This window comes from Arthrobacter sp. EM1, assembly GCF_029964055.1.
GTDB lineage: Bacteria > Actinomycetota > Actinomycetes > Actinomycetales > Micrococcaceae > Arthrobacter.
Genome location: NZ_CP124836.1, coordinates 3,661,302 through 3,687,253 on the forward strand (window position 1 = coordinate 3,661,302; position 25,952 = coordinate 3,687,253).

Genomic DNA, 25,952 nt, shown 5'->3' on the forward strand with positions numbered 1-25,952 from the left:
CCGCGGCCAGTGCCGATTAGACTCGATTCCGGGTAGGGAACGGCCAGCTGACGGCCGGCCCTGAGCCCGCGACGAGGAGGTCATGATGGCCGGCGGCAGCCGCGAACCCGGCAGGACCGTAACCTCGAAGGTCCTCGCCATCCTGGAAGCCTTTGAAAAGTCCCGGGGCGCTCTCAGCCTCACCGACATTGCCGAAAAGTCCGGGCTGCCGCTGAGCACTGCCCACCGCCTGGTCAACGAACTCACCGACTGGGGGCTCCTCTCCCGCGAGCCCAACGGCCGCTACCAGCTCGGCATCCGGCTCTGGGAACTGGCCCAAAACACCGGTCGGCAGCTCCGCGATGCGGCCCGTCCCTACGTCCAGGATCTGTTCTCGCTCACCGGCGAAACCGCGCACCTGGCGGTCCGGGCCGGCCATGAGGTGCTCTACATCGATCGTGTCTACGGCTCCAGGCGGGTCCCGCGGGCCTCCCGGGTCGGCGGCCGGCTGCCCATGCATGCAACCGCCGTCGGAAAGGTCATCCTGGCCTTCGAAGTGGACTGGGTCCGCGAGGCCTACCTGAACCGGCAGCTGGAGCGGCACACCGCCCACACCCACGTGGACCCCAGGAAGCTGTCCGGGGAGCTGACCCGGATCCGCGAGCAGGGCTACGCCACGACCTTGGAGGAAGTCCGGCTGGGCTCCTGCTCGATCGCCGTCCCGGTCTTCCATACCGGCCGGATTGGCGCCTCGATCGGACTGGTTCTGCCAACCAGCCAGGCCGACACGATGACCCGGCACCTGCCCGTCCTGCGGGGCATCGCCGCTCAGATCGAGCGCGCTACGGCCCGGATCCCGCTGGAAACGCTGCTCGGCAGCAACTTCGCCGGCACGGCCTGAGCCGTCGCCGTCGCCGTCGCACCGTGACGGAAGACAACTGGCTTCCACTGAGTGGAAGCCAGTCCTGTCCGGCGCGGGTGATCGGGGCCACACTGATGAATAAGAACCCCCGGCAAGCACTGCCGCTGCCGGCGGGACCAAAAATCTAGGAGCCCAGATGTCATCGTCGACAGAAACGGCCGGCCGCTGCCCCTATGGTCACGGCGCCGAAGCCCCCGCCGGGCACCATGGCTACGAGCCGTTCCAGATGAAGGATCCGTTTCCGGCGTACGCCGAACTCCGGGCCGAGCAGCCGGTGATGTTCGACGAGCGGATCGGCCTCTACGTTGTTTCCCGCTACGACGACATCAAAGCCGTGTTCGACGACTGGCAGACCTTCTCCAGCGAAAATGCCCAGGCTCCCGTCCGCGAACGCGGCGCCGCAGCAAAGAAGATCATGGAAGACGGCGGCTTCACCGCCTACTCGGGCCTGTCCGCCCGCCGGCCGCCGGAGCACACCCGCATCCGTGCCGTGGTCCAAAAGGCCTTCACTCCCCGGCGCTACAAGGCGCTGGAACCCTTTATCCGGCAGAACGTCGTCGAACTGCTGGAGAAGATGCTGGCCAGCCCGGACCACCGCGGCGACATGGTCAGGGACCTCGCCTACGACGTCCCCACCATCACCATCCTGACCCTGATCGGAGCGGAGGTGTCCCAGGTGGACACCTTCAAACGCTGGAGTGATTCCCGCGCCGCGATGACCTGGGGCGACCTCAGCGACGAGGAACAGATCCCGCACGCCCACAACCTCGTGGAGTACTGGCAGGAATGCCTCCGCCTGGTCAGGGTGGCCCACCAGGAAGGCGGCGACAACCTCACCGCCGACCTGGTGAAATCGCAGCAGGAAGGCGCCGAGATCTCCGACCACGAGATCGCCTCCGTCCTCTACAGCCTGCTCTTCGCCGGCCACGAGACCACCACCACACTGATTTCCAACGCCCTCCGTGAACTCCTGGCCCGCCCCGAGCAGTGGAAGCAGCTCGTAGCAGACCCCAAGACGATCCCTGCGGCCATCGACGAGGTCCTCCGCTACGCCGGATCGATTGTCGGGTGGCGGCGCAAAGCCCTCAAAGACACCGAAGTCGGTGGGGTGGCGATCGAGGAAGGCTCGCAGCTGCTGCTCCTGATGGGCGCCGCAAACCGCGATGAGGGCAAGTTCAGCTCCGGCGAGGACTTCGACATCACCCGCACCAATGCCCGCGAACACCTGTCCTTCGGGTTCGGCATCCACTACTGCCTGGGCAATATGCTCGCCAAGCTGCAGGCCAAAATCGCCCTCGAGGAAGTCGCCCGGCTCGCCCCCGGGCTGCAGCTGGAGAGGCCGGATGCCACCACCTTCCGCGAAAACCTCTCCTTCCGCGTTCCCGAGACCGTCCCCGTCAGCTGGAAGGCCTAAAAAACATGCAAAGCAACGAATACATCCAGTTCTTCGACGGCGGCATCGAGCCGAAACTTGAAAACTTGGGCGGCAAGGGCGCCTCGCTGGTCACTATGACTTCCGCCGGAATGCCAGTCCCTCCCGGCTTCGTCGTCACCACCGCGCAGTTCGATGCGTTTATGGAAGAAGCCGGCATCACCCGGCATATCCACCAGCTCCTTGCCGATCTGGACCCCGGGGACATGGGCCAGGTGGATAAGGTCTCCGCCGCCATCCGCGAGGACATCTGCTCCCGCCCGGTGCCGCAGGCGATGCGCGAGCTCACCGTCGGAGCCTATAACGCCCTGATGTCCCGCTTTGAGGAGCCGGTCCCGGTCGCCGTGCGGTCCAGTGCCACGGCCGAGGACCTCCCGGACGCCTCCTTCGCCGGCCAGCAGGACACCTATCTCTGGCTCGACGGCGTCAAGGCCGTCACCGAGCACATCAGGCAGTGCTGGGCCTCACTCTTTACCTCCCGCGCAATCATTTACCGGCTCCGGAACAACATCCCCAACGAGGGCCTGTCGATGGCCGTGGTGGTGCAGAAGATGGTCAACGCCCGTGTTTCCGGCGTCGCGATCACCATGGACCCCACCAACGGCGACCGCTCCAAGATCACCATCGACTCCTCCTACGGGGTCGGCGAAATGGTGGTCTCCGGCCAGGTCACCCCGGACAACATCATGCTGGACAAGGTCACCCTGGCCGTCATCTTCGAACACCTCGGCGACAAGCACGCCGAACTCGTCCCCGACGCCGCGGCCGGCCGCCTGGTGGAACGGGAGGTCGACGCCGAACGCCGCGGCCGCCGCAGCCTCAGCGACGCCGAACTCGCGGCCGTAGCGCAAATGGCCAAGCGCGCGGAGAAGCACTACAAATGCCCGCAGGACATCGAATGGGCACTCGACGGCGACCTGCCCGACGGCGAAAACCTGCTCCTGCTCCAGTCCCGCCCCGAGACGGTGCATTCCTCCAAGCCGACTGTCCCGTCGGCTGCTGCCGCTGGTGGCTACTTCAGCGGACTCAGCCCCCGCCAGCTCACCTAACAAGTCCTGACCCCCTATCCCGCTCCCTCACCCAGGCTCAACGCCGAGCCCGCACTGAAAGGACCGCCATGTCCCTGAAATCCTTCCCCAAGCCCTCCGAGCTTGCGGTCCCCGCCGGCGCCGAGGGCTGGGAAAAGATCTACCCTTACTACCTGGTGTTCCAGGACAAGCTCAAGGAGCAGGAGGACGCCAAGTTCTGGTTCTGCGACAGCCAGCACTGGCCCACCGTGTTCAAGCCCTTCGAGACCATCGGCGGCGAATTCGCGGTCAAGTGCCTGGGCCAGTACAACGCCCGGCACCTGATGATCCCCAACGCCAACGGCATCGAATTCCGGGTCCACCTGGGCTACCTCTACATGTCGCCCATCCCGGTGCCCGAGGACCAGATCGCCGCGCGGGTGCCCCTGTTCGAGCAGCGGGTTGGCCACTACTTCCAGAACTGGGATGAGCTCCTCAAGCAGTGGCACATCAAGGTCAAGGGGACCATCGACGAGATGGAAACCATCTCCTTCCCCAAGCTCCCGGACGTGGTCCCGATGGAGGACATCCTCTCTGGCAAGGGCAAGGACGGCTCCGAGAAGCTGCTTGAGAGCTACGACCGGCTGATCCAGCTGGCCTACCAGAACTGGCAGTACCACTTCGAGTTCCTCAACCTCGGCTACATCGCCTACCTGGACTTCTTCAACTTCTGCAAGCAGGTCTTCCCCAACATCCCCGACCAGTCCATCGCCACGATGGTCCAGGGCGTGGACATGGAACTCTTCCGCCCGGATGACGAGCTGAAGGGGCTGGCTAAACTGGCCGTCGAACTTAAGCTGCAGTCGCTCTTCGGCAACACCGACGACGTCGGGTCCACCCTGGCGGCCATCGCCGCGGCCCCCGGCGGGGACCGCTGGACGGCCCAGTACGAGGCCGCCAAGGACCCGTGGTTCAACTTCACCGTGGGCAACGGCTTCTACGGCCACGACAAGTACTGGAACGAACACCAGGAAATCCCGCTCGGCTACATCGCCGACTACATCCGCCGCGTGGACGAGGGCCAGGAAATCATGCGGCCGGTCGAGGCCCTGATCATCGAACGCGACCGCATCATCGGGGAATACCGGGACCTGCTCGAAGGCGGAAACCTGGCACTTTTCGACGCCAAGCGCGGCCTTGCCGCCACCGCCTACCCGTACGTGGAGAACCACAACTTCTACATCGAGCACTGGACCATGGGCGTCTTCTGGCGCAAGATCCGCGAACTGTCCCGCATGATGCAGGCTGAAGGCTTCTGGACCGAACCGGACGACCTGCTCTACCTGGGCCGCAACGAGGTCCGTGACGCGCTCTTCGACCTCGTCACCGGATGGGGTGTCGGCGCGAAGCCCATTGGTCCGGACTACTGGCCGGAGGAAATCGAGCGCCGCCGCGGGATCGTGGATGCGCTCAAAACCGCCCGGCCCGCACCGGCACTGAACACCCCGCCGGAGATCATCACCGAACCCTTCACCCGGATGCTTTGGGGCATCACCACCGAACAGGTCCAGCAATGGCTTGGGGCCGGCGAAGCAGTCGAAGGCGGCGGTCTGCGCGGCATGGCCGCCTCACCCGGCGTCGTGGAAGGCCTGGCACGCGTCATCACCGACGCGGACCAGCTATCCGAGGTGCAGCAGGGCGAAATCCTGGTGGCCACCGTCACGGCACCGTCCTGGGGGCCGATCTTCGGCAAGATCAAGGCCACGGTCACGGACATCGGCGGCATGATGAGCCACGCGGCGATCGTCTGCCGGGAATACGGCCTGCCGGCCGTGACCGGCACCGGCTCGGCGTCCACCACAATCAAGACCGGGCAGCGGCTTCGCGTGGACGGCACGAAGGGCACGGTCCAGATCCTCGACGCCGAAGACGAACTGGTCATCGCCGGACCGGGCGCGCACAGCCACAGCCATGTCTGATCCGCAGTTGGACGGTGCGGGGCAGCCTGCCCGCACCGTCCTGATCACCGGTGCCGCCGGCGGGCTCGGCCGGGCGTTCGCGCTCGGCTTCGGCCGCCGCGGCTACCGCGTGGCGGTGGCGGACGTAAACCTCGACGGTGCACAGGAAACTGCCAGGCTGGTTCTGGCTACCGGTGCCGATGCCGTCGCCCTCCACGCCGACGTCACCAGCGTCGGCTCCACCGAGGCGCTGGCGAAAAGCTGCGCGGATTTCGGCAGCGGAAGCATCGACGTTGTGCTCAACAACGCCGCGGTATACGCCGGAGTGACCCGCAGCCCGTTCGAGGACATCGACCCGGCCGAATGGGACCTGGTGATGAACGTCAACCTCAAGGGCCCGTGGCTCGTCACGAGGGCCGCGAGCCCGTACCTGCCCGAGGGCGGGCGCGTCATCAACCTCTCCAGCGCCACCGTTTTCAGTGGCTCGGAGCAGTGGCTGCACTACGTCGCCTCCAAAGGCGGCGTGGTGGCCCTAACCCGGGTGATGGCCAAGGAACTGGGCCGGCGGGGAATCACGGTCAATGCGATCGCCCCGGGCTTCACCCTGACCGAAGCAAGCTACGGGCTGATGGCGGACGCCGAAAACTACGGTGTGGACCGGGGCGCCATCAAGCGGGCCAGCCAGCCGGAGGACATCGTGGGCGCGGCCCTTTTCCTGGCCGGTCCGGACAGTTCCTACTACACCGGCCAGACCATGGTGGTCGACGGCGGCCGCCAGTTCATCTGACCCCGCCCTTGACCTCACCTTTCAGCTTTTCAATCCAAGGAGGACCAATGCCAACGGTTCATTTCACCGACGCCGCGGGCGCAGTCCGCGACGTCCAGGGCAACGCCGGCGACTCGGTCATGGAGACCGCAGTGCGCAACGGCGTCACCGGCATCGTGGCCGAGTGCGGCGGTTCGCTCTCCTGCGCCACCTGCCACGTTTTTGTCCGGGAGGACTGCCTCTCGCAGCTTCCGGCCATGGAGGACATGGAAGACGAGATGCTTTACGGCACCGCTGTGGACCGTGCGGACAACTCGCGCCTGTCCTGCCAGCTCCGCCTCACCGATGAGCTCGAACTGTTCGTCACTACCCCGGAAACGCAGGTGTAGTGATGGGCACCCATGTTGCCGCGGCGCAGCAGGCGTCCGCCGGAACCGCCGGCGCAGCCGGTACCGAAACTGAGAGCCCGACCCGCACCGGCCTGCTGATCATCGGCGCCAGCCAGTCCGGCGTCCAGCTCGCGGTATCGCTCCGGGCGCTCGGTTTCGAGGAACACATCACCCTGCTCGGCGATGAGGACCACCGGCCCTACCAGCGCCCGGCCCTGTCCAAGGAGTTCCTGCAGGGCACGGTGGGGAGCGAATCCCTTATCTTCCGCTCCAACGACTACTGGGCCGAGCACAACGTGGAGCTGGTCAAAGCCGAATACATTGTCAGGATTGACAAGGACGCCGACGGCTCCGGCGTCGCGTATTCCACCTCGGGCAGGCAATTCCCCTTTAAGCGCCTCGCCCTCACCGTGGGCGCCCGCGCCCGGAAACTGAAAATAGCCGGCGGCGACCTCGAGGGCGTGCTCTATCTGCGCAACGCCGACGACGCGCTGGCGCTCAAGGCCCGGGTGGGGGACGCGCAGGATGTTGTGGTGATCGGCGGCGGGTTCATCGGCCTCGAAGCTGCGTCGAGCCTGCAAAAAATGGGCAAAAACGTCACCGTGCTGGAATTCGGCCCGCGGCTGGTGGGCCGCGCCGTCGGCGCGGAAACCGCCGAGTACTTCCTGCAGGCGCACCGCGCCCGCGGCCTGGACATCCGGCTCAATACAAGCGCCAAACGCTTCACCGCAGCCGCAGGCAACGCAGGCGCCGTCGCCGTCGCCGGCGTCGAGCTCCAGGACGGCACGGTGTTGCCGGCGCAGATCGTGCTGGTCGGCATCGGCGTCAGCCCCAACACCCAACTCGCAGAACAGCTTGGCCTCGCCGTGGACAACGGGATCGTTGTGGACCGTTTCGCGCTGGCATCGGACGGCACCACGGTGGCGATCGGTGACTGCGCCAACATGCCCAACCCCGTGCCCGGCTCGGAACCGGGTGAGCGGATTCGGCTGGAAAGCGTGAACAATGCGATTGAACACGCCAAGGTGGCCGCCTACTCGCTCACCGGCAGGCGCGAGGAATACGCCGGCATCCCGTGGTTCTGGTCCAACCAGGCCGAGCTGAAACTCCAGATCGCCGGGCTCTGCAACGGCTACGACCAGACGGTGCTGCGGCCGGACAGGGAACGCGGCAAATTCAGCGTTCTCTACTACCGCCTGGGCCAGGTCATCGCCGCGGACTGCGTTAATGCTCCGCTGGACTTTATGGCCGTCAAAAACGCCCTTGCCCAAGGGCGCAACATCCCCGCCGGCGCCGCTGCCGACCCAACTACGCCCCTCAAAACGATCACCACGGACAGCTAGCCAGCAGGCCTGCCCACCCGAAGGAGAATCATGACTGCCCCCCACACCTCGGCTGCCGCCACCGGCGCCGCGAACCCGGTTTCCGAAAATCCGGCTGGAACCAGTCCCGCGGCTGTTGATTCCGCGGCTGCGGAGTTCGCAGCCGCATACCCCGTCCGGCCGGTCCCGGCGCCGGGACCGGTAGACACCGCCCCGATCGCCACCACCCCGGCAGCGCTCGGGGATCTCGACGGGCTCTGGCGCACCGTAGTGCACGAGACGCGTACCCGCGGCAATGACATCCACCTGCCGATCTCCCTCGCCTTCGCCGAAAGACTCTGCCGGGCCTACCCCAACGCTGACGCTGAACTGGTCCGGGTGGCCACCCTGCTGCACGATACCGGCTGGGCCCACGTGGATGAGTCCCGCATCATCTCAGAGGGTTTCGCGGGGGATTGGCGCAAGGCCGCCATTCGCTACGAACACGAGAAGCAGGGCTGCGAGGTCGCCCGGCGGGTGCTCCCGGGCCTGGGCTATAACACCGAGTTCATTGACCGCGTGTGCGAGATCATCGACGGCCACGACACCCGCCCGGTAGCCAAGTCGCTGGAGGACGCGTTGATGCGCGACGCAGACCGGCTGTGGCGCTTCGACCAGGCCGGGGTTGCCTTGGCCTCGTCCTGGTTCAAGCTGGACCCCGCTACCTACACCGACCGCCTGGCCGCGGAAATAGTGCCCGAACTCATCACCCAGGCCGCCCACGACATGGCCAGCGCCGACCTGGACCGCTCCAATGCCCTGCTGAAGACGGCAGTCATCCGATGACTGCCGCCACACACAACAGCCCTGCCCTGGCCCTCCGCGCCGCCCTTCAGCTGCCGTACACGCACGTTGACAACATCTTCGTCGACGGCGCCTGGAGGTCCGCGGGCGGCACCGGCCGCAACCCCGTCACCGACCCCGCCACCGGCGAAGTATGGGGCTCCGTCCCGGACGGAACCGCCGCGGACGTCGACTCCGCCGTCGAGTCCGCACGCACGGCCTTCGATGGCGGGGAGTGGCCGCGGCTGGCACCCTCGGACCGCGCTGCGTACCTGCTGCGCATTGCCGAAGAGGTAGAGAAGCGCGCCGGGGAACTGTCGCTGACCAACACCCGCGAGAACGGTTCTCCGGTCTCGGAGTCCGCCGGGGCGGCGGCCAACGCCGCGGGCATCTTTCGCTACTTCGCAGGCCTGGCCGGCTACCTTGAGCGGGAGGACGTGCGGGCTTTCCCCCTGGGCGGCGGCGAATCCGTAGTCCGGCGCGAACCGATCGGCGTCTGCGCCTTGATCGCGCCCTGGAACTTCCCGATCAACCTTGTGGTGATCAAGCTCGCCCCGGCGCTGCTGGCCGGCTGCACCGTGGTGATCAAGCCGGCGTCGCCCACCCCGCTGTCGCTCCGGGTGATCTTCGATGCGATCGCAGCGGCTGGTGTTCCTGCCGGCGTCGTTAACCTCGTCACCGGCTCCGGACGGTTGGGCGATGCGCTGGTGAAGCACCCGGGAGTGGACAAGGTGGCCTTCACGGGTTCGACGCCGGTTGGCCGGAAGATCGCGGCGGCCTGCGGCGAGCTGTTGCGTCCCGTGACCCTGGAGCTCGGCGGGAAGTCCAGTGCGATCGTGCTGCCGGACGCCGATCTTGAGGAAATGTCCAAAGTCCTGATCCGCTCCTCCATGCGCAACACGGGGCAGACCTGCTACATCTCGACCCGGATCCTGGCGCCGGCCAGCCGGTATGAGGAGGTGGTGGCCATGGTCACCAGCACCATCGCGGCCGGAAAGCAGGGCGACCCGCTGGATCCGGACACGGTCTTCGGGCCGTGCGCCACGGAATCCCAGTACCGGACCGTGCTGGAATTCGTGGAGTCGGGCCTGGCCGAGGGCGCCCGAGCCACCACCGGCGGTCGCCGCGCGGCACTGGGCGGCGGGCTGGAAGGCGGCTACTTCGTGGAACCCACAGTGTTTGCCGACGTTACGCCGGACATGCGGATCTCCCGGGAGGAGATATTCGGTCCGGTGATTTGCATCCTCAAATACAACGACGCAGGTGGCAGTGTTGATGAGGCGGTTGCGCTGGCGAACAACACGGAATTCGGCCTCGGCGGGCTGGTGTTCGGCCGTGATCAGGAGGCAGCGCTGGCCGTGGCGGACCGGATGGACACCGGCTCGGTGGGCATCAACTTCTTCGCTTCCAACCATGCGGCTCCTTTCGGCGGCCGGCACGATTCCGGGCTGGGCACCGAGTACGGGGTCGAGGGCCTCACCGCCTACTTGAGCTACAAGTCGATCCACCGGAAGGCCTAGGGCTGCCGCGCACTCCGCCCCGGGCCCGGTCTCACTTTTCAATAACGCGGGGATAAGGAACAATCGAAATGGCAAGTATGCTTATCAATCTCGATTGTGACTGGAGGAGCGGACATGAGGGCGCTTACGTGGCAGGGAAAAAGGTCAGTCAGTGTGGAGACGGTTCCGGATCCGGTGATCCAGGAGCCGACGGACGCCATCGTCAAAGTCACGTCATCGGCGATTTGCGGCTCTGACCTTCACCTGTACGAGGTCCTGGGTCCGTATATGAAGGCCGGCGATATCCTCGGCCACGAACCCATGGGGATCGTTCAGGAGGTCGGCTCCGGCGTCCGGAACCTCAAGCCGGGCGACAGGGTTGTGATCCCTTTCAACATTTCGTGCGGTCATTGCTGGATGTGCAAACGGGGTCTGCAGTCCCAGTGCGAAACCACCCAGGTCCACTCCCACAACAGCGGTGCGAGCCTGTTCGGGTTCTCCGAGCTGTACGGCTCGGTCCCCGGCGGGCAGGCCGAGTTCCTGCGGGTTCCGCACGCGGATTATGGGCCGGTGAAGGTCGGGCATGAGCTTCCCGACGAGCGGTACCTCTACCTTTCCGACATCCTGCCCACGGCTTGGCAGGGGGTCCACTACGCTGACGTTCCCGACGGCGGGACACTCGCCGTCTTTGGTCTTGGCCCGGTGGGGCAGTTCGCCAGCCGGATCGGCCGGCACTTGGGCCACCGGGTCATCGCCGTCGAGCCGGTTCCGGAACGCCGCCGGATGGCCGAGCGGCACGGCGTGGAGACCGTTGATTTTACGAAAGACATTGGGGACCAGCTCCGCGACATGACCGATGGCAGGGGCCCCGACGCGATCGTCGACGCCGTCGGGATGGAAGCGCATGGTTCGCCGGTTGGCGCCTTTGCGCAGAACGCCGTGGGGCTCCTGCCCGATGCGCTGGCCAGGAAGGTGATGGAGACTGCCGGTATCGACCGGATGTCGGTCCTCCATACAGCTTTGGATTCCGTGCGCAGGGGAGGGACCGTCTCGCTCAGTGGAGTATACGGCGGCACCGCAAGCCCCATGCCATTGATGAGCATGTTCGACAAGCAGATCCAACTCCGGATGGGCCAGTGCAACGTCCGGCGCTGGACGGACGAGCTGCTTCCGTTTGTTGAGGATCCGGCAGACCCGTTCGGCGTTATGGACCTCAAAACCCACGAAGTCGCCCTCGACGACGCCGCCGGGGCCTACGAGATCTTCCAGAAAAAGGAAGACGGCTGCATCAAGGTTGTGCTGAAGCCCTAGCGGTGAGTTGCCAGTCATCGCTCCTTGCCAAATGCCAATGGGACGGCTGGGCGTACATCCGCCTCTGGCCTGCGCTCCGCCGCCGAGGCTTGCAGGCTCAGTCCTGCGGTTGCGGCTTGGTGGGGAACAGCGGGCGGCAGTCGGTGCAGACGTCGACGTCGGATTCCGGCGATCCGCTGCGGCCCAGCGTGACTTTGCGCTCCAGCTCCAGTCGGCCGTGCAGGGCCCATGCCATCACAGCCAGGGACAGTAGGCCCGCGGCGACCTGGACCGACGGCACTGCCTCCCTAGCCGAGCTCGCCCACACCGCGCCGAAGAGGCCCAGGACGGGCCAGCGTAGATCGCACAGGGTGGCCGCCGCGCCGATCGGGGTGTTGACATAGCTGCCTGCCAGGAAGCCGGCCAGGATCGACGCCGCGCCCACCAGGGCGTAGCCCGTCCAGCCGGTGCCGGCGCCGGCAATCATGCCGTTGGCGCCTAGCAGGAAGAGCGCGGCGATGCCGGCGGCGACGATGGTTGAGACCACGCGTGCCCGGGACCAGTTGCCGAGCACCTGCGCGAGTTGCCGCGCACGGCCGCGGCTTTCGGGTATGTCAGGGGTGCCCGTGCCGACGTTCCCTGTGGGGCCGCTGTCGCTTGTCATGGCTGCTCCTGGATTTTGCCGGGACGTCGTGGCTGCCGGGCGGTCCAGATGATCACGGTGGCCACCATGGTGATGGAGAGGAACCCGAGCCCGGAATACCCGACTGCGGCAAGTACCGGACCGGCCAGCGCGCCGCCGGTCGCTCCGGCTGCGTTCATGCTCAAGTCGGAAACGCCCTGGATCGCGGGCCGGTCCTGCACATGGGCTGACTCGGCCACCAAAGCAGACCCGGCAACCAGGGAGGCAGACCAACCCAGCCCCAGCAGGATTAAGCTCGCTGTCACGGCAGCGCTGGAATCCGGCGCAACTCCGGCCAGCACCAGCGACACCAGCAGCATGCCCTGGCCCAGCAGGATGGTCGGCAGTCGCCCGACTTTGTCCGACAGCCAGCCGAAAACAGGTGACAGGGCGTACATGCCGGCGATGTGCAGGCTGATCGTCAGGCCGACCACCGTCAGGCTTGCCCCGTGGTCGCGCAGGTGCACGGGCGTCATTGACATAAGCGCCACCATAGTGGCGTGGCTGAGGGCGACGGCGGCCACTGCGTACCGGGCCCGGGGGCTGCTGCGCAGAATCCGCAGACCGCTTTTGGGCTGGGGTGCCTCGAGATCGGGCACTCGGGCGGCCATCGCGGTGAGGAGCGGGTCCGGCCGCAGGCCTGTCGCATAGACGCCGGCGGCCAACAGTTGCGCGGCCACGGAGAAGGCGAAAGCGCCCGTCAACGGGGGCAGGCCAAGGGCTCCTCCGACGGTCTCACCGGGGCCGAACAGATTCGGGCCCAGGACGGCGCCGATCGTGGTGGACCACACCACAATCGAGAGGTCCCGGCCCCGGGAGCCGGGGCGGGACAGGTCGGTCGCGGCGAAACGAGCCTGCAGATTCACTGCGGAGCCCGAGCCGAGGAGCATGAGGCCCAGCAGCAGCAACGCGAAGACGCCCAGCGCGGCGGAGGTGATTGCCGTGACGGCGCCGGCGCCGGCAACCAGGGCGCCGGTGGACAGCGAGATCCGCCGGCCGCGGGCCTGGGCCAGCCGGGCGAGGGGGACGGCGGCGAAGGCGGCGCCGAGGGTACTCATTGTGGCGGCCATGCCGGACCACGCGTTGGACCCGGAGAGCTGCGCTGCCAGCAGGGAACCGAGGGACAGTGTTGCTCCCATGCCGATGCCGCCGAGGATCTGGCCGCCGGCGAGGATGAAGACCACGCGGCGCTGGAGGCGCTTATTATCCAGGCCGGGTTGGGTCGTGGGGGCGCTTCGCGCCGGGCGGTTGGCCTGGACTGGCTTCAAGCCTTCCGGCAGTTCCTTCGTGTGCATGGCGATCCTTCAGGCTCCCGGACGTGGCCCCTGCAGCCGGGGACTTCTTCAATATACCCTATGGGGTATTTTGTGCCACGCCCGCTACGAAGACCTTTTGGCCCGGCCGTAGACCCGGAAACCGACGGCCCACCGGCGGTCACCAAGGATCTGCCTCGGCTTCCCGCTAGAGTTCAACGAGAACCAGCCACACCGCCACCTTTCCGTGACGGAGAACTACCGGGAGTCATCTTTGCGGCAAGGATCCAAGCCCACCATCCGAGACGTGGCGGCGGCCGCAGGAGTTTCCCCTACCACCGTCTCCTACGTGCTGACCGGCCGCACCGGCAGCAGCACCCGGATCAGCCAGCCCACCCGGGACCGCGTCCGTGCCGCAGTCCGAGACCTGGGCTACGTGCCCAACCGGGCAGCCCGAGGGATGCGGCGCGGACGCACCGACGTGGTGGCCGTCGCCATCACCGACCTCGAGGATTCCTGGGACCGTGGGCTCGCCGCGGCGGCCGTTCGGCTCCTGCCCGGGCACGGCTACCAGCCGGTGATCCTCGTGGGCGAGAGCTGGCGGCAGTTTATGCTCTCCGGTGGCGCCGACGGCGTTATCCTCGGCTCCAAGCCGGCGAACCGCAGCATCGGCGACGTTGCGACGATGAAGGAGCTCACTGCCCGCGGTGTCGCCCAACTGGTCTTCTCCGACTCGGCGCAGGCGGATGGTGTCGACGCTCTGGCGCCGGGGGCACCGGCGGCGGGTGGCCCCGCCGAGCGCGCTGTCACGACCCTGCTTGCGCGGCTGCCGGAATAGTTTCCCGCACGGGCCGCGCCGGACGGGGAGCGGCGGCGTTAGGCGTCCCGCAGCGGTCGGCGTGCCAGCCAGGCCGCGACGATGGCGCCGGAGACGTTGTGCCAGACCGAGAAGACGGCTGACGGCAGGGCGGTCAGCGGGCTGAAGTGCGCCGTGGCCAGGGTGGCGGCCAGGCCGGAGTTCTGCATACCGACTTCGAAGGCCAGCGCACGGCGGGCCTTGTCATCCAGACGCCCCAGCTTGCCGGCCAGGTACCCCAGGCCCAGGCCGAAGCCGTTGTGCAGCACCACGGCCAGGAACACAATTCCGCCGGCGGCGACGATCTTGCCGGCGCTGCCGGCGACCACAATCGCCACGATCAGTGAAATCACGACGGCGGAGGCCCAGGGAAGGGCCGGGAGCACCCGGGCCACGAGCTTCTTGAGGAAAAAGCGGGCCAGCAGGCCGGCGATCACCGGCAGGAGGACGGTCTTGACGATGTCCAGAACCATGCCGCCGGCGTCGATCTGCAGGTAGGAACCGGCCAGGAACAGCACCAGCAGCGGCGTCACGATCGGGGCGATCAGGGTGGACACGGAGGCGACGGCGACCGAGAGGGCTACGTCGCCCTTGGCCAGGAATGCCATGACGTTGGACGCCGTGCCCGAGGGTGCGCAGCCGACGAGGATCAGACCCACAGCCAGTTCCGGCGACAGATTCAGGGCGACGGCGATCAGCCAGCCCGCGCCGGGCATGATGAGGTAGTGCGCCACGATCCCGAGGACCACGGCCCAGGGGCGTTTGGCGACCGACGCGAAGTCGGGCGGGGTCAGGGTCAGGCCCATGCAGAACATGATGATTCCCAGCAGGTACGGGACGCTGGGGCTCAGGGGTTTGAGGGCGCCCGGGAACAGGTAGCCGGCGACTCCGGCGATGAGGACCAGCAGCGGGAATACGGTCACCGCGATGCGAGCAATCCTGGCCTCAACGGCGAGGGCGGGGTTGATCGGGACCGCGTCAGCGCTGGGCTCCTGGGCGGACTGCGGGTTTTTCGTTGCCTCAAGCATCCAAACATGGTGCCACTGGGGCCGCTCCGGAGCCAGTTCGTGAACGCTGCGCGGGAGAATATGTCGGATTCTAGCTGAGCCGCAGGCGCGGACCCTGGATGGTTAGGCGGTGCGGCTGCCAAGCATGGCGATGAAGTCATCCGCTTGTGCGAGGCTGCGGGCCATCTTGGCGCGCTGATGCGTCGCCCGCCCCAGGATTTCCACGAGCCGGTCAGTGGACCCCGGCGCGTCCGGTCCACCCGCGAGCAGGCCCAGGATCTCGGACATTTCCTCCAGCGAGAACCCCAGCGGCTTCATCTGCTTGATAACAGCAAGCCGTTCGAAATCATCCTCCGAGTACACCCGGAAGCCGCCGTCGGTGCGCGCGCTGGCGGGCAGGAGTCCAACCTCGTCATAATGGCGGATCGTCCGCAGGGACAGCCCGGTGCGTTCGGCCAGTTCACCGATGTGCATGGTGCTGGTCTTAGCGCTCATGAGGGGCTCCATCCTGTTCAAATTTAAACCCTACCATCACGTTAGGGTAGAGTTTGGGTAGTGGGGTTGAGACGTTCCTTGCGAAATCCCCCCTCCCCGCGCGGCGCTGCGCCCCAGACATTAGCAAAGCGAAGCCGCATTCGCGCGTCTTCTTGACCATGAACGGAGCCAGAAATGGCCGTCAAACCAGCCATGAATGCCCCGGCATTCACGCCCGAGCAGTTGCAATCCGTCCGGGGGACCCTAATGTCCCCCCGCCGGCTCAAGACCGAGGTGCTGGCCGGACTCGTTGTCGCGCTGGCCCTGATCCCGGAAGCCATCGCCTTCTCGATCATCGCCGGCGTTGATCCGCGGATCGGCTTGTTCGCCTCCTTCACCATGGCCGTGACCATCGCTTTCGTCGGCGGCCGCCCCGCGATGATCTCCGCGGCCACCGGTGCGATCGCCCTGGTCATCGCCCCGCTGGTGAAATCCCACGGAGTGGACTACTTCGTCGCCGCCGTGATCCTCGCCGGCATCTTCCAGGTCATTCTCGGGCTCTCCGGGGTGGCGAAGCTCATGCGGTTCATCCCCCGCTCGGTTATGGTCGGGTTCGTCAACGCCTTGGCCATCTTGATCTTTATGTCCCAGGTTCCCGAACTCCTCGATGTCCCGTGGCTCGTTTACCCGCTCGTTGCTTTGGGCCTGGTCATTGTCTTCGGCCTGCCGAAGCTGACCAAAGCCGTTCCGGCACCACTGGTCGCCATCGTAGTTCTAACCCTCATCACCGTGTTCGCAGCCGTCGCGGTCCCCACCGTGGGCGACAAGGGGGAATTGCCCAGCTCACTGCCGACACTGTTCATTCCCAACGTGCCGTTGAGCCTCGAGACCCTGCAGGTTATCTTCCCCTTCGCCCTCGCCATGGCCTTCGTCGGACTCCTCGAATCCCTGATGACCGCGAAGCTGGTCGACGACGTCACAGACACCCGCTCCCATAAGACCCGCGAAGCCTGGGGCCAGGGGGTGGCCAACATCGTCACCGGGTTCTTCGGCGGCATGGGCGGCTGCGCAATGATCGGCCAGACCATGATCAACGTGAAGGCCTCCGGCGCCCGGACAAGGATCTCGACCTTCCTCGCCGGTGTCTTCCTGCTGATCCTTGTTGTGGTCCTGGGCGGCATCGTCTCCATCATCCCGATGGCCGCGCTGGTCGCGGTGATGATCTTCGTTTCCGTCGCCACCTTCGACTGGCACAGCATTCGGCCCCGGACCGTGAAAATGATGCCCAAGAGCGAAACCGCAGTTATGGTCGCTACCGTCATCGTCACCGTCGCAACCCATAATCTGGCGATCGGCGTCGGCGTCGGCGTTCTTGTCGCCATGGTGATGTTCGCCCGCCGGGTTGCCCACTTTGTCACGGTTGAACGGTCCCTCGTGAACATCGACGGCCACGAAACCGCCAAATACGTTGTGGACGGCGAACTGTTCTTCGCGTCCTCCAACGACCTCTACACCCAGTTCGACTACGCCCTGGATCCCGGGCACGTCCTGATCGACATGCACGCCTCCCACCTTTGGGACGCCTCGACGATCGCCGCCCTGGACGCCATCACCGAGAAGTATCACCACCACGGTACGGACGTGAAGATCATCGGCCTCAACGACGCCAGCGCCCTCATGCGCGAACGCCTCGGCGGCAAGCTCGGCGCCGGTCACTAGGCTGGGCCCCTCCGCAGTCAGGGCTTTGGTTTGGTTGCTTTGCCGTCCAGCCAGAGCACGTCCGCCTCATCGCGGTGCACGCCGGAGGACCCGATGTGCCGGGCATCGATCCGCGGCCCGCTCTTGATGACGTGGACCAGGGCCATTCCATGACCCCGCCCGAGCCCGTAGTCCGCTTTGAGCCATTCAAGGATGGTCCCAGCCTGCACTGAAGGATCGGCGAATCCTTTTTCCTCGGCGATCTGAACGAGCCGGCGCGGGGTGAGGCCGGTTTTGTCTTCGATGGTGTCCAGATAGGCCTGGAACGACATGTCGGCGTCCTTTCATCGGGCTGCGGGTTCCTCCGTCACTCTAAGGACAGCCCGCCCGCCGCGCTAGAGCGTTTCATTCCGGACCGGGCGCGCTCCTGCCCAGTTGCCCCTGCCCGGAAAGGGAACGGTATCCGGCCGGTGCGTGCCGCCGGCTTCGGTAGGCTCAACTGCAATGATTGTCCCGTCCAAGGAGCAACCCGCTATGGCGTCCAAAAGTCCGACAATTCTTGCGACCTCCGGCGGCTACAAGCCGGGCGCACGGACCAGGCTGGAATTCAACAAACTCGTGCACTACGCGGTGGATTTGTCCGGTGTCACCGGGCGGGCACCCAGGATCGCCCATCTTGGCACCGCCAGCGGGGACCAGCGGTGGTTCAACTCCGAGATCAGCGAAGCGGGCAACGTCGCCGGATTCCAGCTCACGCACCTGAACCTGTTCAGCATGCCCAACGTCGGCAACATCGAGGAGTACCTGCTCGGCCAGGACGTTGTGTGGGTGAACGGCGGTTCAGTGGTTAACCTCCTGGCCGTCTGGCGCGCCCACGAACTGGACGCAATCTTCCGGCGCGTCTGGCAGGCCGGAGTGGTGTTGGCGGGCGTGTCGGCCGGATCGATCTGCTGGTTCCGCGGCGGGACAACCGACTCGTTTGGTCCTGAACTGCGCGCCGTGAGTAACGGCTTGGCCCTCCTCCCTTTCGACAACGGGGTCCATTATGATTCCGAAGCGGCACGCCGGCCCCTGGTGCACCGGCTGGTGGCGCAGGGAACATTGGGCGAGACCCACTGCACCGACGACGGTGTGGGCCTGCTCTACCGCGGGACCCAGCTGGTGGAGGCAGTGGCGGAAACACCAGGCAAGGCTGCCTACCGCGTGACGCTGGCCGCGTCGGACGGCTCCACGGCCGAAGTAGTCGAGGAACGCCTCGATCCGACCGAGCTCTAGGAGTTCCTACCCCTGCGTCAGCCGATAGCGCTCGATCTGCTTGAGCCGCCGCTGGAGGCTGTCCCGCCGCGGGTGTGGGACGGCGTCGGCCGGTTCGGCGGTGAGGTCGACATGTTTGGTGCCGTACTGCCAGAGCAACAGGTCATCCAAGAGACGGTCTGGGCCGGGGGAGTAGCGGTGGTCCAGGGCCCTGCGGACCTCGGTGATCCGGTTGGCGCTCAGCAGCCCGGCCAGCTGCATGGTCTGGTTCAGGCCGTGGGCGGCCATCAGTTCGGCGGCCCAGCCCCAGTCGTCGTCGACCTTCCGGTCCACGTGCGGCAGCAGTGTACGCCAGACATCGCGGATCCGGTTAGGGGTGAGCTGGGCGGCTCCTTCGCCGTCGATGTCCCAGTAGCTGCGGACTTCCTCGTAGCGTTCGTGCAGGTCAGCGAACGCTCCCTCCACCGTTTCCAGCATCGCGGCCGTGGCGGTGAACTGGCGGTCGAAGTGCGGCGTCCACGCGCGCGGATCCTCGGCCTTGAACCGGATGTCGTGCTCGATCTCGCTCCAGGCGTGCGCGAACACGGTGCGGATCTGGCATTCGAAGAAGTAGCTGCCATTGGGCTGGGCTTCCGGGTTAAAGGCTTCCTGATACTCCTTGACGGCCTCGTTGTGGATCGTCCGCAGGATCAGGTGCCGGCTGGAATAGCCGTACGTCCCCGACTCGATCGAGCCGATGTCCTTCTCGCGGTCGCCGCGGCAGTCAAAGAGCTGACGCTGGCGCTTGATCAGGTTGGCCACGACGGCGTTTTCCGCGGGCAGCTTGGTGATCACCCGGATGCCCACCATGTCGTTCAGGGTCCGGAACGGGTCCGGGAACTTCAGCACCGGCGGACCGCCCGGCTCCAGCGGTTCCTCGGTCCGTGAAATCTTCTCCCGGAAGGATTCAACAGTCTTGGTCCGGCCGGTGACGAACAGCGGTGTCACCTCGGTGCCCTTGAGCATGGCCCGAAGTGTCAGCAGGACCTCGCGGGTGACCAGCTTCAGGGCAGGTCGCACCCGCTCGTAGAGTTCTACGTTTTCCTGCACGGATTCGCGCAGGTTCGGGTCCAGTCGATCCCAGTTGCTCGCCATGGTCCCAGCTTACGGCCGGGGTACGACGGCGGAGGGCTGACACCCCCGGGGTCGGCGGCGCGACCTGAAACTGCGGCTCGGCGGGAGTGCGGCCCTGCCACCGGCGCGGAGTCGCCTTGCGCCGTGCCGCGCGGCGGTCAGGGTAGGCTCGGCAGATGGCTGATGTGCGGCGTCGGGCTTTGATCGCGGCCGCAGCGACGGTGACTTTGGGGGCAGTCTTCGCCGACTGCTCGCCAGGCCCCAAGGAGGACAGTGTGAAGCGGCATAGGTACAGCTACGGCGATGACCCAAGCCAGTGGGGGGAGCTCTTCCTGCCGGAGACTGCCGCCGCCAAGGGTGTGGTGGTGGTCATCCACGGCGGCTACTGGCGCTCGCAGTACGGCGCGGAACTCGGTGAACCCCTGGCCAAGGACCTAGCGGCGCACGGCATGGCTGCGTGGAACCTGGAATACCGACGAGCCGGCAACGGCGGCGGCTGGCCACACACCTTCTCCGACGTACTCGCTGGAATCGACAAGCTCGGCGACATTGCCGGCGACCACCGACTCGAGTTGGGCAAGGTCGTGGCGCTGGGACACTCGGCCGGCGGTCATCTCGCGGTGTGGGCCGCCGGACGGTCCCGCCTCGCCCGGCTTGGGGCCCCGGACGCGGACCGCCAACTGCTGCGCAGGGGCGACGACGGGGCGGTGCAGCTGACCGGTGTCGTCAGCCAATCGGGTGTGCTCAATCTCGCTGAGGCCGAGCGGTTGAACCTCAGTAACGGCGCCGTCAGCAACCTGTTGGGTGGTTCATCGGAGAAATACCCAAAGCGGCATAAATACGCTGATCCAATCAGCGCGGTCCCACTGACAGTACCCGTCTATGCCGTTCACGGCATGGACGACGACACCGTTCCCGTGAGCCAGTCCGACTCGTACGCTGCGGCGGCAAAGTCGGCCGCCGCCCCGGTTCAGCTGGTGAAAGTCCCGGGCGATCATTTCGCCCTGATAGACCCCAAGGCGGGCGCGTACCGGAAGTGCCGCGAACTGGTCCAGTTGCTGCTGGGCTGAGCCCTTCGGTGGCATGCGCCACCCGGTGATAGCGTGAGCCCTATGCACGTTGAAGCTCCCGCGGTCCTGCGCGCCCTGGCAGGGGGCTTCCCGAAGTTTATCCGTGCGTTCGCGCCCCGCCACCCGGCCCAGGTGATCGTGCTCGGCTTTGCCGCGGCCGTCGCCGCCGGTACCGGGCTGCTCCTGCTTCCCGTGGCCAAGGCAGGCGATGGCGGGGCGAGCGTGCTGGAAGCCTTGTTCACTGCGACCTCCGCCGTCTGTGTCACCGGCCTGATCACCGTGGACACGCCAGTTTTCTGGAGTGGATTCGGCCAGGTGGTCATCCTGGTCCTGATCCAGATCGGCGGCTTCGGGGTGATGTCCTTCGGCACGCTGCTCGGGGTCCTGACAGCCCGCCGGCTGGGCCTGCGGTCCCGGATTTCCGCAGCCGCTGAGACCAAGAGCAGCGGCTTCGGCGACGTGCGCCAAGTACTCGTCGGGGTCCTGGCCATCAGCCTGGCGGTGGAGGCGGTCCTGGCGCTGGTGCTGGCGATCCGCTTTATGGCCGGGTACGGCTATCCGCTTGGCGAAGCGCTTTGGCACGGAGTGTTCCACTCCATCTCCTCCTTCAACAACGCCGGATTTGCCCTGTATTCAGATAACCTCATGGGGTTTGTCGGCGATCCCTGGATCTGTCTGCCGATCGCTGCCGCAGTGATCATTGGTGGACTTGGCTTCCCGGTACTTTTTGAGCTCGGGCGCCAATACCGGCGGCCGATCCACTGGAGCATGAACACCAAACTCGTTCTCGTTGGCTCGGCCATCCTCCTGGTCGGCGGCGCCGCGTTCCTGACCGCCGTCGAATGGGCCAACCCGGCAACGCTGGGCGGGCTGCATCCGGCCGAGAAGGTGCTCGCAGGCTTTTTCCAGTCCGTCATTACCCGGACCGCCGGGTTCAACAGCATTGACATCGGGCAGATGAATCCAGTGTCCTGGCTGGGCATGGACATCCTGATGTTCATCGGCGGCGGCCCGGCCGGAACTGCGGGCGGCCTGAAAATCACCACGTTCGCTGTCCTATTCTTTATTCTCAGTACCGAACTCCAGGGCGGGACCGCCGTAAACATCTTCGGCAAACGCCTGTCCCGCGCAGTACACCGCCAAGCCATTACCGTCGTGCTGCTGGCAATCGCGCTAGTCACGGGCGCGACGATGTTTCTGATGCTGGTCACCGACTTCGGGCAGGAACGGATCCTGTTCGAGGTCATTTCGGCGTTCGCCACTGTAGGGCTCTCCACCGGCATCACAGCCGCTATTCCGCCGGTGGGTCAGCTCGTGCTGATCGTGCTGATGTTCGTCGGGAGGCTGGGCCCGGTGACGCTTGGCGCCGCCCTGGCCCTGCGCGAACGCCCCGTGCTCTACGAATTCCCCAAGGAAAGGCCACTCATTGGCTAGGAACATCTTCTCCTCCCATGCCGCTGCAGCCGTTGACAAGGCGTCGTCGGTGGTGGTTATTGGACTGGGCCGCTTCGGCGGCTCGCTGGCCCTGGAACTTGAGGCGCAGGGAACCGAAGTTCTCGGCATCGACTCCAGCGAAGAAATCGTCCAGTCCTTCAACGGCCGCCTGACCCATGTGGTCCGGGCGGACTCCACCAAGGAAGAGGTGCTTCGCCAGCTCTCGGTCCACGAATTCGACCGGGCGGTGGTCGGGATCGGCTCGGATATCGAAGCCAGCATCCTGACAACTTCCCGGATCCTCAAATTCCGCCGGCCCCAGATCTGGGCCAAGGCCATCAGCGAACCGCACGCCGAAATTCTTGGCCAGCTCGGCGTCGAACACGTCATCCGGCCCGAACATGACATGGGCAAGCGCGTCGCGCACCTGGTCCTCGGCTCGATTCTTGACTATGTCGAATTTGAGGACGACTTTGTTATGGTCCGGACCAGCCCGCCGTCGGGCATCCGAGACCGGCCGCTGGGTGTGCTCGGCCTCAGGGACAAGTACGGAGTCACGATCGTGGCGGTCAAACGGCCGGGCGGCAAATGGGGCCACACCACGGCGCAAACGGTGCTCTACGACGACGACCAGATCATTGTCCAGGGCAGCAAAGCCCAGGCCGAACGCTTCAGCACGATGTCCTGACCCCCTAGACTGGACTACAGGTGCGCCGGGAAGTCTGGTCGGCATAGTTCTGTCGACCCAACTTTTAGGACTCCCGCATGAGCCCCACACCATCCTCTCCCCGCCCTCGCCTGACGATCTTCGGCCGCGGCAGCTACGCCGAGTCCCTCCGGATCGGCGAGATCCTCCGGAAGGAAACAGTCGGCGGCGCCTTGCTGGTTGCCGCCGCCGTGATCGCGCTGATTTGGGCCAACTCCCCGGTGTCCGAGAGCTATTTTGCGCTACGGGACTTCAAGTTCGGCTACGAACCCTGGCACCTGGAGTTGAGCGTCGGGGCGTGGGCGGCCGACGGGCTGCTGGCGATCTTCTTTTTCCTGGTCGGTCTCGAACTCAAGCGTGAGTTCATCGCCGGGGACCTGCGGCAGCTGGACAAATCGATCGTTCCGGTGGCTGCGGCCGTCGGCGGCGTCGCCATCCCGGCGGTGATCTACGCCGTCGTAAACCTCGCGAGCCCGGAAACCCTGCGCGGCTGGGCAATCCCCACGGCCACCGACATCGCTTTTGCCGTTGCCGTGCTTGCCATCATCGGCTCGCATCTGCCCAGTGCACTGCGGATCTTTCTGCTGACCCTTGCCGTGGTGGACGACCTGATCGCCATCACCATCATCGCCGTCTTCTACACCAGCGATCTTATGCCGCTGCCGCTGCTGCTGGCGCTGATTCCACTGGCTCTTTATACCTTCCTGGCGCATAAATACCGGCGGTTCTTCGGGACCAAGCCCGCAGCCGCGTGGCTGATCCTCCTGCCGCTGGGCGCGGTAACTTGGGCGCTCGTCCATGCCTCCGGCATCCACGCGACCGTAGCCGGTGTCCTGCTTGGAGTCGCCATTCCGGTCATGCGCTCCCAAGCCAGCGGCGGCCCGCAGGCCGGACCGGGCCTGGCGGAGATCTTCGAACACCGGTTCCGGCCGATCTCGGCCGGCATCGCGGTCCCGATCTTCGCGTTCTTCTCCGCAGGCGTTGCCGTGGGTGGCTGGGACGGCCTGCTCTCGGCGCTGACCGACCCTGTGGCCGTCGGGATCATCACGGCGCTGGTTCTCGGCAAGCCGATCGGCATCATGGGCACAACCTGGCTGCTCACGAAGGTCACCAAGGCGCGGCTGGACAACAGCTTTAAGTGGGTTGACGTCTTTGGCGTATCCCTGCTGGCCGGAATCGGCTTCACGGTATCGCTTCTGGTGGCCGAGCTGAGCTTCGGTCAGGGCAGCATTCACGATGACCATGCCAAGGTGGGGATCCTCGCGGCTTCCCTCCTGGCGGCCCTGCTGGCAACGGCGGTGCTCAAGACCCGGAACCGGCAATACCGGCAGGCCGAAGAGGCCGAGAAGGTCGACTCCGACCACGATGGCATTCCGGATGTTTACCAGCAGGACGGCCCCGCACGGTAGCCGCGGGGTACGGCAGCGCGCCGGCCCGCGTTCTCTGGCAGAGTATTGACATGCTCACTGTAATTGGCGAGGGCCTGGTAGATGTAGTCCAGCGTTCCTCCGGGATCCAGGCCCATGTCGGCGGAAGCCCCCTAAACGTCGCAGTCGGACTTGCGCGGCTGGATCATCCCGTGCAGTTCATTGGCCGCTACGGACGCGACGCGTACGGCGAGGCAGTGGCGGCACACCTGAAGTCCAGCTCGGTGATGCTCCCGGTGGGTCCCGATGAGCTGCCCACGTCCGTCGCCACCGCACTGATCGACGACGACGGCGCCGCCAGCTACACGTTCGAGCTCGCCTGGGAGTTGCCCGGCCTCGCTGACCGCTTGCCGTTGATGCTGCAGTCAACGACGCTGCTGCATACCGGCTCGATAGCAACCATGCTGGCTCCAGGCGCCTCCGAGGTGCTTGCCGCCGTCGAACACGCCCACCCGCTGGCCACCGTCAGTTTCGACCCCAACTGCCGGCCCAGCATCATCACCGACGTGGACTATGCACGGGGGCAGGCGGAGAAATTCGTCCGCCTGGCGGATGTGGTGAAGGCCTCGGACGAGGACCTGGAGTGGCTCTACCCCGGCGAGGACCCGCTTGATTCCGCCCGCCGCTGGCTGGCACTTGGCGGCTCGGTGGGTCCGGCCATGGTGGTGGTGACCCGCGGCGCCCGGGGGCCCTGGGGTGTGAATGCCGCCGGCGAAGCCCACTTCGCCGCGCCGTCAGTGCAAGTCGCGGACACGGTTGGAGCCGGGGACTCGTTTATGGCGGCGCTGCTGTCGGGGGTTGTGGACCGGGGGCTGGACGGGGCGCAAAACCGCCAGGAGCTCCGCAGGCTTTCGGCCGAAAGCCTGCGGGATCTCCTCGCCCATGCCTCCCGGGCCGCCGCTGTCACCGTCTCCCGCGCCGGCGCCAACCCGCCCACCCGCGCGGAACTGGCCCGGCTGGAGGCTGGTAGCGTGGGTTCCGGCACCCCCTGGCAGGCCCGGCCGGACAGCAGGAAGAACGAGAAAGGCAGCCATGACGGCCCATAATCCTTACGCAGCACTTCCCAGCGTCGCCGCTTTCGAGGTCAGCAGCGAGTCCTTCGAGGACGGCGGAACCCTTCCCCCGGCACAACGCAGCGGCCTTATGGGCGCCGGCGGCACGGACGAGTCCCCGCAGCTGAGCTGGAGTGGTGCACCGGCCGGGACGAAGAGCTTCGCGGTGACCGTCTATGACCCCGACGCCCCCACGGCGAGCGGGTTCTGGCACTGGGCCGTGCTGAACATTCGGGCTGATGTCAGCTCACTTCCGGCCGGTGCCGGATCCCGCGACGGCGCGGCCCTTCCGGCCGGGGCCCTGCAGTTGAGGAACGACGCCGGATTCGCCGGCTACATCGGGGCGGCGCCGCCAAAGGGGCACGGGCCGCACCGCTACCTGATCGTGGTCCACGCCGTCGACGTCGACCAGCTAGGGGTCGACATCGACGGCAGTCCTGCCAGCCTGGGCTTTGCGCTCTTTAGCCACACGCTTGGCCGGGCGAAGCTGACGGGGCTCTACGAACAGCATTAGGCTCGGGTGGCCGCCTGCCGCGGACG

General features: G+C 66.3%; 25 protein-coding genes. 19 read left to right on the forward strand and 6 right to left on the reverse strand.

The features are described 5' to 3' along the window. Positions 1–85: 85 nt before the first annotated feature. The 10 genes from QI450_RS16965 to QI450_RS17010 all read left to right on the forward strand — a co-directional run bounded on the left by QI450_RS16965 (position 86) and on the right by QI450_RS17010 (position 11,407). Positions 86–880, forward strand: a complete 795-nt coding sequence (locus tag QI450_RS16965; RefSeq protein ID WP_226773516.1) for an IclR family transcriptional regulator — start codon at positions 86–88, stop codon at positions 878–880. Between the two features lie 157 nt (positions 881–1,037). After that, positions 1,038–2,315 carry a cytochrome P450 gene (locus QI450_RS16970; protein WP_226773493.1) on the forward strand — a complete coding sequence of 426 codons (1,278 nt, stop codon included), beginning with the start codon at positions 1,038–1,040 and terminating at the stop codon, positions 2,313–2,315. A 5-nt stretch (positions 2,316–2,320) separates the two neighbouring features. After that, the gene (locus QI450_RS16975) at positions 2,321–3,382 is read left to right on the forward strand and encodes a PEP/pyruvate-binding domain-containing protein (RefSeq protein ID WP_226773494.1); all 1,062 of its coding nucleotides are present in this window, start codon (positions 2,321–2,323) and stop codon (positions 3,380–3,382) included. A 68-nt stretch (positions 3,383–3,450) separates the two neighbouring features. After that, entirely contained in the window at positions 3,451–5,319 is a 1,869-nt protein-coding gene (locus QI450_RS16980; RefSeq protein ID WP_226773495.1) for a PEP-utilizing enzyme, read from the forward strand. Next, positions 5,312–6,085, forward strand: coding sequence for an SDR family oxidoreductase (locus QI450_RS16985; protein ID WP_226773496.1), 774 nt, complete (start codon positions 5,312–5,314; stop codon positions 6,083–6,085). Before QI450_RS16980 ends, QI450_RS16985 begins: the two co-directional genes overlap by 8 nt. Positions 6,086–6,132: 47 nt before the next feature. Further along, the gene (locus QI450_RS16990; RefSeq protein WP_226773497.1) at positions 6,133–6,453 is read left to right on the forward strand and encodes a 2Fe-2S iron-sulfur cluster-binding protein; all 321 of its coding nucleotides are present in this window, start codon (positions 6,133–6,135) and stop codon (positions 6,451–6,453) included. A gap of 2 nt (positions 6,454–6,455) precedes the next feature. Next, complete coding sequence (locus QI450_RS16995) at positions 6,456–7,796, forward strand: FAD-dependent oxidoreductase (RefSeq protein WP_226773498.1); 1,341 nt, start codon at positions 6,456–6,458, stop codon at positions 7,794–7,796. A gap of 30 nt (positions 7,797–7,826) precedes the next feature. Then, the gene (locus QI450_RS17000) at positions 7,827–8,600 is read left to right on the forward strand and encodes an HD domain-containing protein (RefSeq protein WP_226773499.1); all 774 of its coding nucleotides are present in this window, start codon (positions 7,827–7,829) and stop codon (positions 8,598–8,600) included. Next, complete coding sequence (locus QI450_RS17005; protein ID WP_226773500.1) at positions 8,597–10,117, forward strand: aldehyde dehydrogenase family protein; 1,521 nt, start codon at positions 8,597–8,599, stop codon at positions 10,115–10,117. Before QI450_RS17000 ends, QI450_RS17005 begins: the two co-directional genes overlap by 4 nt. Before the next feature lie 114 nt (positions 10,118–10,231). Next, the gene (locus QI450_RS17010) at positions 10,232–11,407 is read left to right on the forward strand and encodes a zinc-dependent alcohol dehydrogenase (RefSeq protein WP_226773501.1); all 1,176 of its coding nucleotides are present in this window, start codon (positions 10,232–10,234) and stop codon (positions 11,405–11,407) included. A gap of 97 nt (positions 11,408–11,504) precedes the next feature. On the opposite strand, the gene QI450_RS17015 is transcribed toward QI450_RS17010, so the two are convergent. Continuing rightward, entirely contained in the window at positions 11,505–12,050 is a 546-nt protein-coding gene (locus tag QI450_RS17015) for a hypothetical protein (RefSeq protein ID WP_226773502.1), read from the reverse strand. Further along, a complete protein-coding gene (locus QI450_RS17020; RefSeq protein WP_226773503.1) occupies positions 12,047–13,363 on the reverse strand; it encodes an MFS transporter in 1,317 nt (438 codons plus the stop codon). Before QI450_RS17020 ends, QI450_RS17015 begins: the two co-directional genes overlap by 4 nt. 265 nt (positions 13,364–13,628) lie before the next feature. Between QI450_RS17020 and QI450_RS17025 the strand changes: the two genes are divergently transcribed. Next, a complete protein-coding gene (locus QI450_RS17025) occupies positions 13,629–14,159 on the forward strand; it encodes a LacI family DNA-binding transcriptional regulator (RefSeq protein WP_226773504.1) in 531 nt (176 codons plus the stop codon). Positions 14,160–14,197: 38 nt separating this feature from the next. Here QI450_RS17025 and QI450_RS17030 read toward each other — a convergent pair whose 3' ends face one another. Together QI450_RS17030 and QI450_RS17035 are read right to left on the reverse strand one after the other, a co-directional pair. Then, positions 14,198–15,205: a bile acid:sodium symporter family protein gene (locus QI450_RS17030; RefSeq protein WP_226773505.1), complete on the reverse strand. Its 1,008-nt coding sequence runs from the start codon at positions 15,203–15,205 to the stop codon at positions 14,198–14,200. 102 nt (positions 15,206–15,307) lie between these two features. After that, positions 15,308–15,679 carry a MerR family transcriptional regulator gene (locus QI450_RS17035; RefSeq protein WP_226773506.1) on the reverse strand — a complete coding sequence of 124 codons (372 nt, stop codon included), beginning with the start codon at positions 15,677–15,679 and terminating at the stop codon, positions 15,308–15,310. Positions 15,680–15,853: 174 nt separating this feature from the next. Between QI450_RS17035 and QI450_RS17040 the strand changes: the two genes are divergently transcribed. Then, positions 15,854–17,377, forward strand: a complete 1,524-nt coding sequence (locus QI450_RS17040; RefSeq protein WP_226773507.1) for a SulP family inorganic anion transporter — start codon at positions 15,854–15,856, stop codon at positions 17,375–17,377. Between the two features lie 17 nt (positions 17,378–17,394). On the opposite strand, the gene QI450_RS17045 is transcribed toward QI450_RS17040, so the two are convergent. After that, positions 17,395–17,688 (reverse strand): DUF4287 domain-containing protein, encoded by a 294-nt coding sequence (locus QI450_RS17045; RefSeq protein WP_226773508.1) that lies wholly within the window; start codon positions 17,686–17,688, stop codon positions 17,395–17,397. A 202-nt stretch (positions 17,689–17,890) separates the two neighbouring features. Between QI450_RS17045 and QI450_RS17050 the strand changes: the two genes are divergently transcribed. Continuing rightward, a complete protein-coding gene (locus tag QI450_RS17050) occupies positions 17,891–18,631 on the forward strand; it encodes a peptidase E (RefSeq protein ID WP_226773509.1) in 741 nt (246 codons plus the stop codon). Between the two features lie 6 nt (positions 18,632–18,637). Here the strand turns inward: QI450_RS17050 and QI450_RS17055 are convergent, their stop codons facing one another. Then, complete coding sequence (locus QI450_RS17055; RefSeq protein WP_226773510.1) at positions 18,638–19,744, reverse strand: RelA/SpoT domain-containing protein; 1,107 nt, start codon at positions 19,742–19,744, stop codon at positions 18,638–18,640. Positions 19,745–19,998: 254 nt separating this feature from the next. Here QI450_RS17055 and QI450_RS17060 point away from each other — a divergent pair, with 254 nt between their 5' ends. From QI450_RS17060 to QI450_RS17085, 6 genes are all read left to right on the forward strand, one after another. After that, entirely contained in the window at positions 19,999–20,793 is a 795-nt protein-coding gene (locus QI450_RS17060) for an alpha/beta hydrolase (RefSeq protein ID WP_226773517.1), read from the forward strand. 42 nt (positions 20,794–20,835) lie between these two features. Further along, entirely contained in the window at positions 20,836–22,227 is a 1,392-nt protein-coding gene (locus QI450_RS17065) for a potassium transporter TrkG (protein WP_226773511.1), read from the forward strand. Further along, on the forward strand, positions 22,220–22,915 hold the full coding sequence (locus QI450_RS17070; RefSeq protein WP_226773512.1) for a TrkA family potassium uptake protein: 696 nt from the start codon (positions 22,220–22,222) through the stop codon (positions 22,913–22,915). Before QI450_RS17065 ends, QI450_RS17070 begins: the two co-directional genes overlap by 8 nt. Positions 22,916–22,992: 77 nt before the next feature. Next, complete coding sequence (gene nhaA, locus QI450_RS17075; protein ID WP_226773513.1) at positions 22,993–24,342, forward strand: Na+/H+ antiporter NhaA; 1,350 nt, start codon at positions 22,993–22,995, stop codon at positions 24,340–24,342. A 50-nt stretch (positions 24,343–24,392) separates the two neighbouring features. Further along, positions 24,393–25,406 carry a carbohydrate kinase gene (locus QI450_RS17080; protein WP_282468052.1) on the forward strand — a complete coding sequence of 338 codons (1,014 nt, stop codon included), beginning with the start codon at positions 24,393–24,395 and terminating at the stop codon, positions 25,404–25,406. Next, a complete protein-coding gene (locus QI450_RS17085) occupies positions 25,393–25,926 on the forward strand; it encodes a YbhB/YbcL family Raf kinase inhibitor-like protein (protein WP_226773114.1) in 534 nt (177 codons plus the stop codon). Before QI450_RS17080 ends, QI450_RS17085 begins: the two co-directional genes overlap by 14 nt. The last annotated feature ends 26 nt before the right edge of the window (positions 25,927–25,952 follow it).

What these genes read in the sequence shown, in the direction of transcription:
- QI450_RS17030 (WP_226773505.1), bottom strand. Translation starts at nt 15,205, where the DNA reads ATGCTTGAGGCAACGAAAAACCCGCAGTCCGCCCAGGAGCCCAGCGCT.
- QI450_RS17080 (WP_282468052.1), top strand. Translation starts at nt 24,393, where the DNA reads ATGCTCACTGTAATTGGCGAGGGCCTGGTAGATGTAGTCCAGCGTTCC.
- QI450_RS17085 (WP_226773114.1), top strand. Translation starts at nt 25,393, where the DNA reads ATGACGGCCCATAATCCTTACGCAGCACTTCCCAGCGTCGCCGCTTTC.
- QI450_RS17035 (WP_226773506.1), bottom strand. Translation starts at nt 15,679, where the DNA reads ATGAGCGCTAAGACCAGCACCATGCACATCGGTGAACTGGCCGAACGC.
- QI450_RS16965 (WP_226773516.1), top strand. Translation starts at nt 86, where the DNA reads ATGGCCGGCGGCAGCCGCGAACCCGGCAGGACCGTAACCTCGAAGGTC.
- QI450_RS17055 (WP_226773510.1), bottom strand. Translation starts at nt 19,744, where the DNA reads ATGGCGAGCAACTGGGATCGACTGGACCCGAACCTGCGCGAATCCGTG.
- QI450_RS16975 (WP_226773494.1), top strand. Translation starts at nt 2,321, where the DNA reads ATGCAAAGCAACGAATACATCCAGTTCTTCGACGGCGGCATCGAGCCG.
- QI450_RS17050 (WP_226773509.1), top strand. Translation starts at nt 17,891, where the DNA reads ATGGCGTCCAAAAGTCCGACAATTCTTGCGACCTCCGGCGGCTACAAG.
- QI450_RS16995 (WP_226773498.1), top strand. Translation starts at nt 6,456, where the DNA reads ATGGGCACCCATGTTGCCGCGGCGCAGCAGGCGTCCGCCGGAACCGCC.
- QI450_RS17010 (WP_226773501.1), top strand. Translation starts at nt 10,232, where the DNA reads ATGAGGGCGCTTACGTGGCAGGGAAAAAGGTCAGTCAGTGTGGAGACG.
- QI450_RS16980 (WP_226773495.1), top strand. Translation starts at nt 3,451, where the DNA reads ATGTCCCTGAAATCCTTCCCCAAGCCCTCCGAGCTTGCGGTCCCCGCC.
- QI450_RS16970 (WP_226773493.1), top strand. Translation starts at nt 1,038, where the DNA reads ATGTCATCGTCGACAGAAACGGCCGGCCGCTGCCCCTATGGTCACGGC.
- QI450_RS17045 (WP_226773508.1), bottom strand. Translation starts at nt 17,688, where the DNA reads ATGTCGTTCCAGGCCTATCTGGACACCATCGAAGACAAAACCGGCCTC.
- QI450_RS16985 (WP_226773496.1), top strand. Translation starts at nt 5,312, where the DNA reads ATGTCTGATCCGCAGTTGGACGGTGCGGGGCAGCCTGCCCGCACCGTC.
- QI450_RS16990 (WP_226773497.1), top strand. Translation starts at nt 6,133, where the DNA reads ATGCCAACGGTTCATTTCACCGACGCCGCGGGCGCAGTCCGCGACGTC.
- QI450_RS17015 (WP_226773502.1), bottom strand. Translation starts at nt 12,050, where the DNA reads ATGACAAGCGACAGCGGCCCCACAGGGAACGTCGGCACGGGCACCCCT.
- QI450_RS17040 (WP_226773507.1), top strand. Translation starts at nt 15,854, where the DNA reads ATGGCCGTCAAACCAGCCATGAATGCCCCGGCATTCACGCCCGAGCAG.
- QI450_RS17020 (WP_226773503.1), bottom strand. Translation starts at nt 13,363, where the DNA reads ATGCACACGAAGGAACTGCCGGAAGGCTTGAAGCCAGTCCAGGCCAAC.
- QI450_RS17065 (WP_226773511.1), top strand. Translation starts at nt 20,836, where the DNA reads ATGCACGTTGAAGCTCCCGCGGTCCTGCGCGCCCTGGCAGGGGGCTTC.
- QI450_RS17000 (WP_226773499.1), top strand. Translation starts at nt 7,827, where the DNA reads ATGACTGCCCCCCACACCTCGGCTGCCGCCACCGGCGCCGCGAACCCG.
- QI450_RS17005 (WP_226773500.1), top strand. Translation starts at nt 8,597, where the DNA reads ATGACTGCCGCCACACACAACAGCCCTGCCCTGGCCCTCCGCGCCGCC.
- nhaA (WP_226773513.1), top strand. Translation starts at nt 22,993, where the DNA reads ATGAGCCCCACACCATCCTCTCCCCGCCCTCGCCTGACGATCTTCGGC.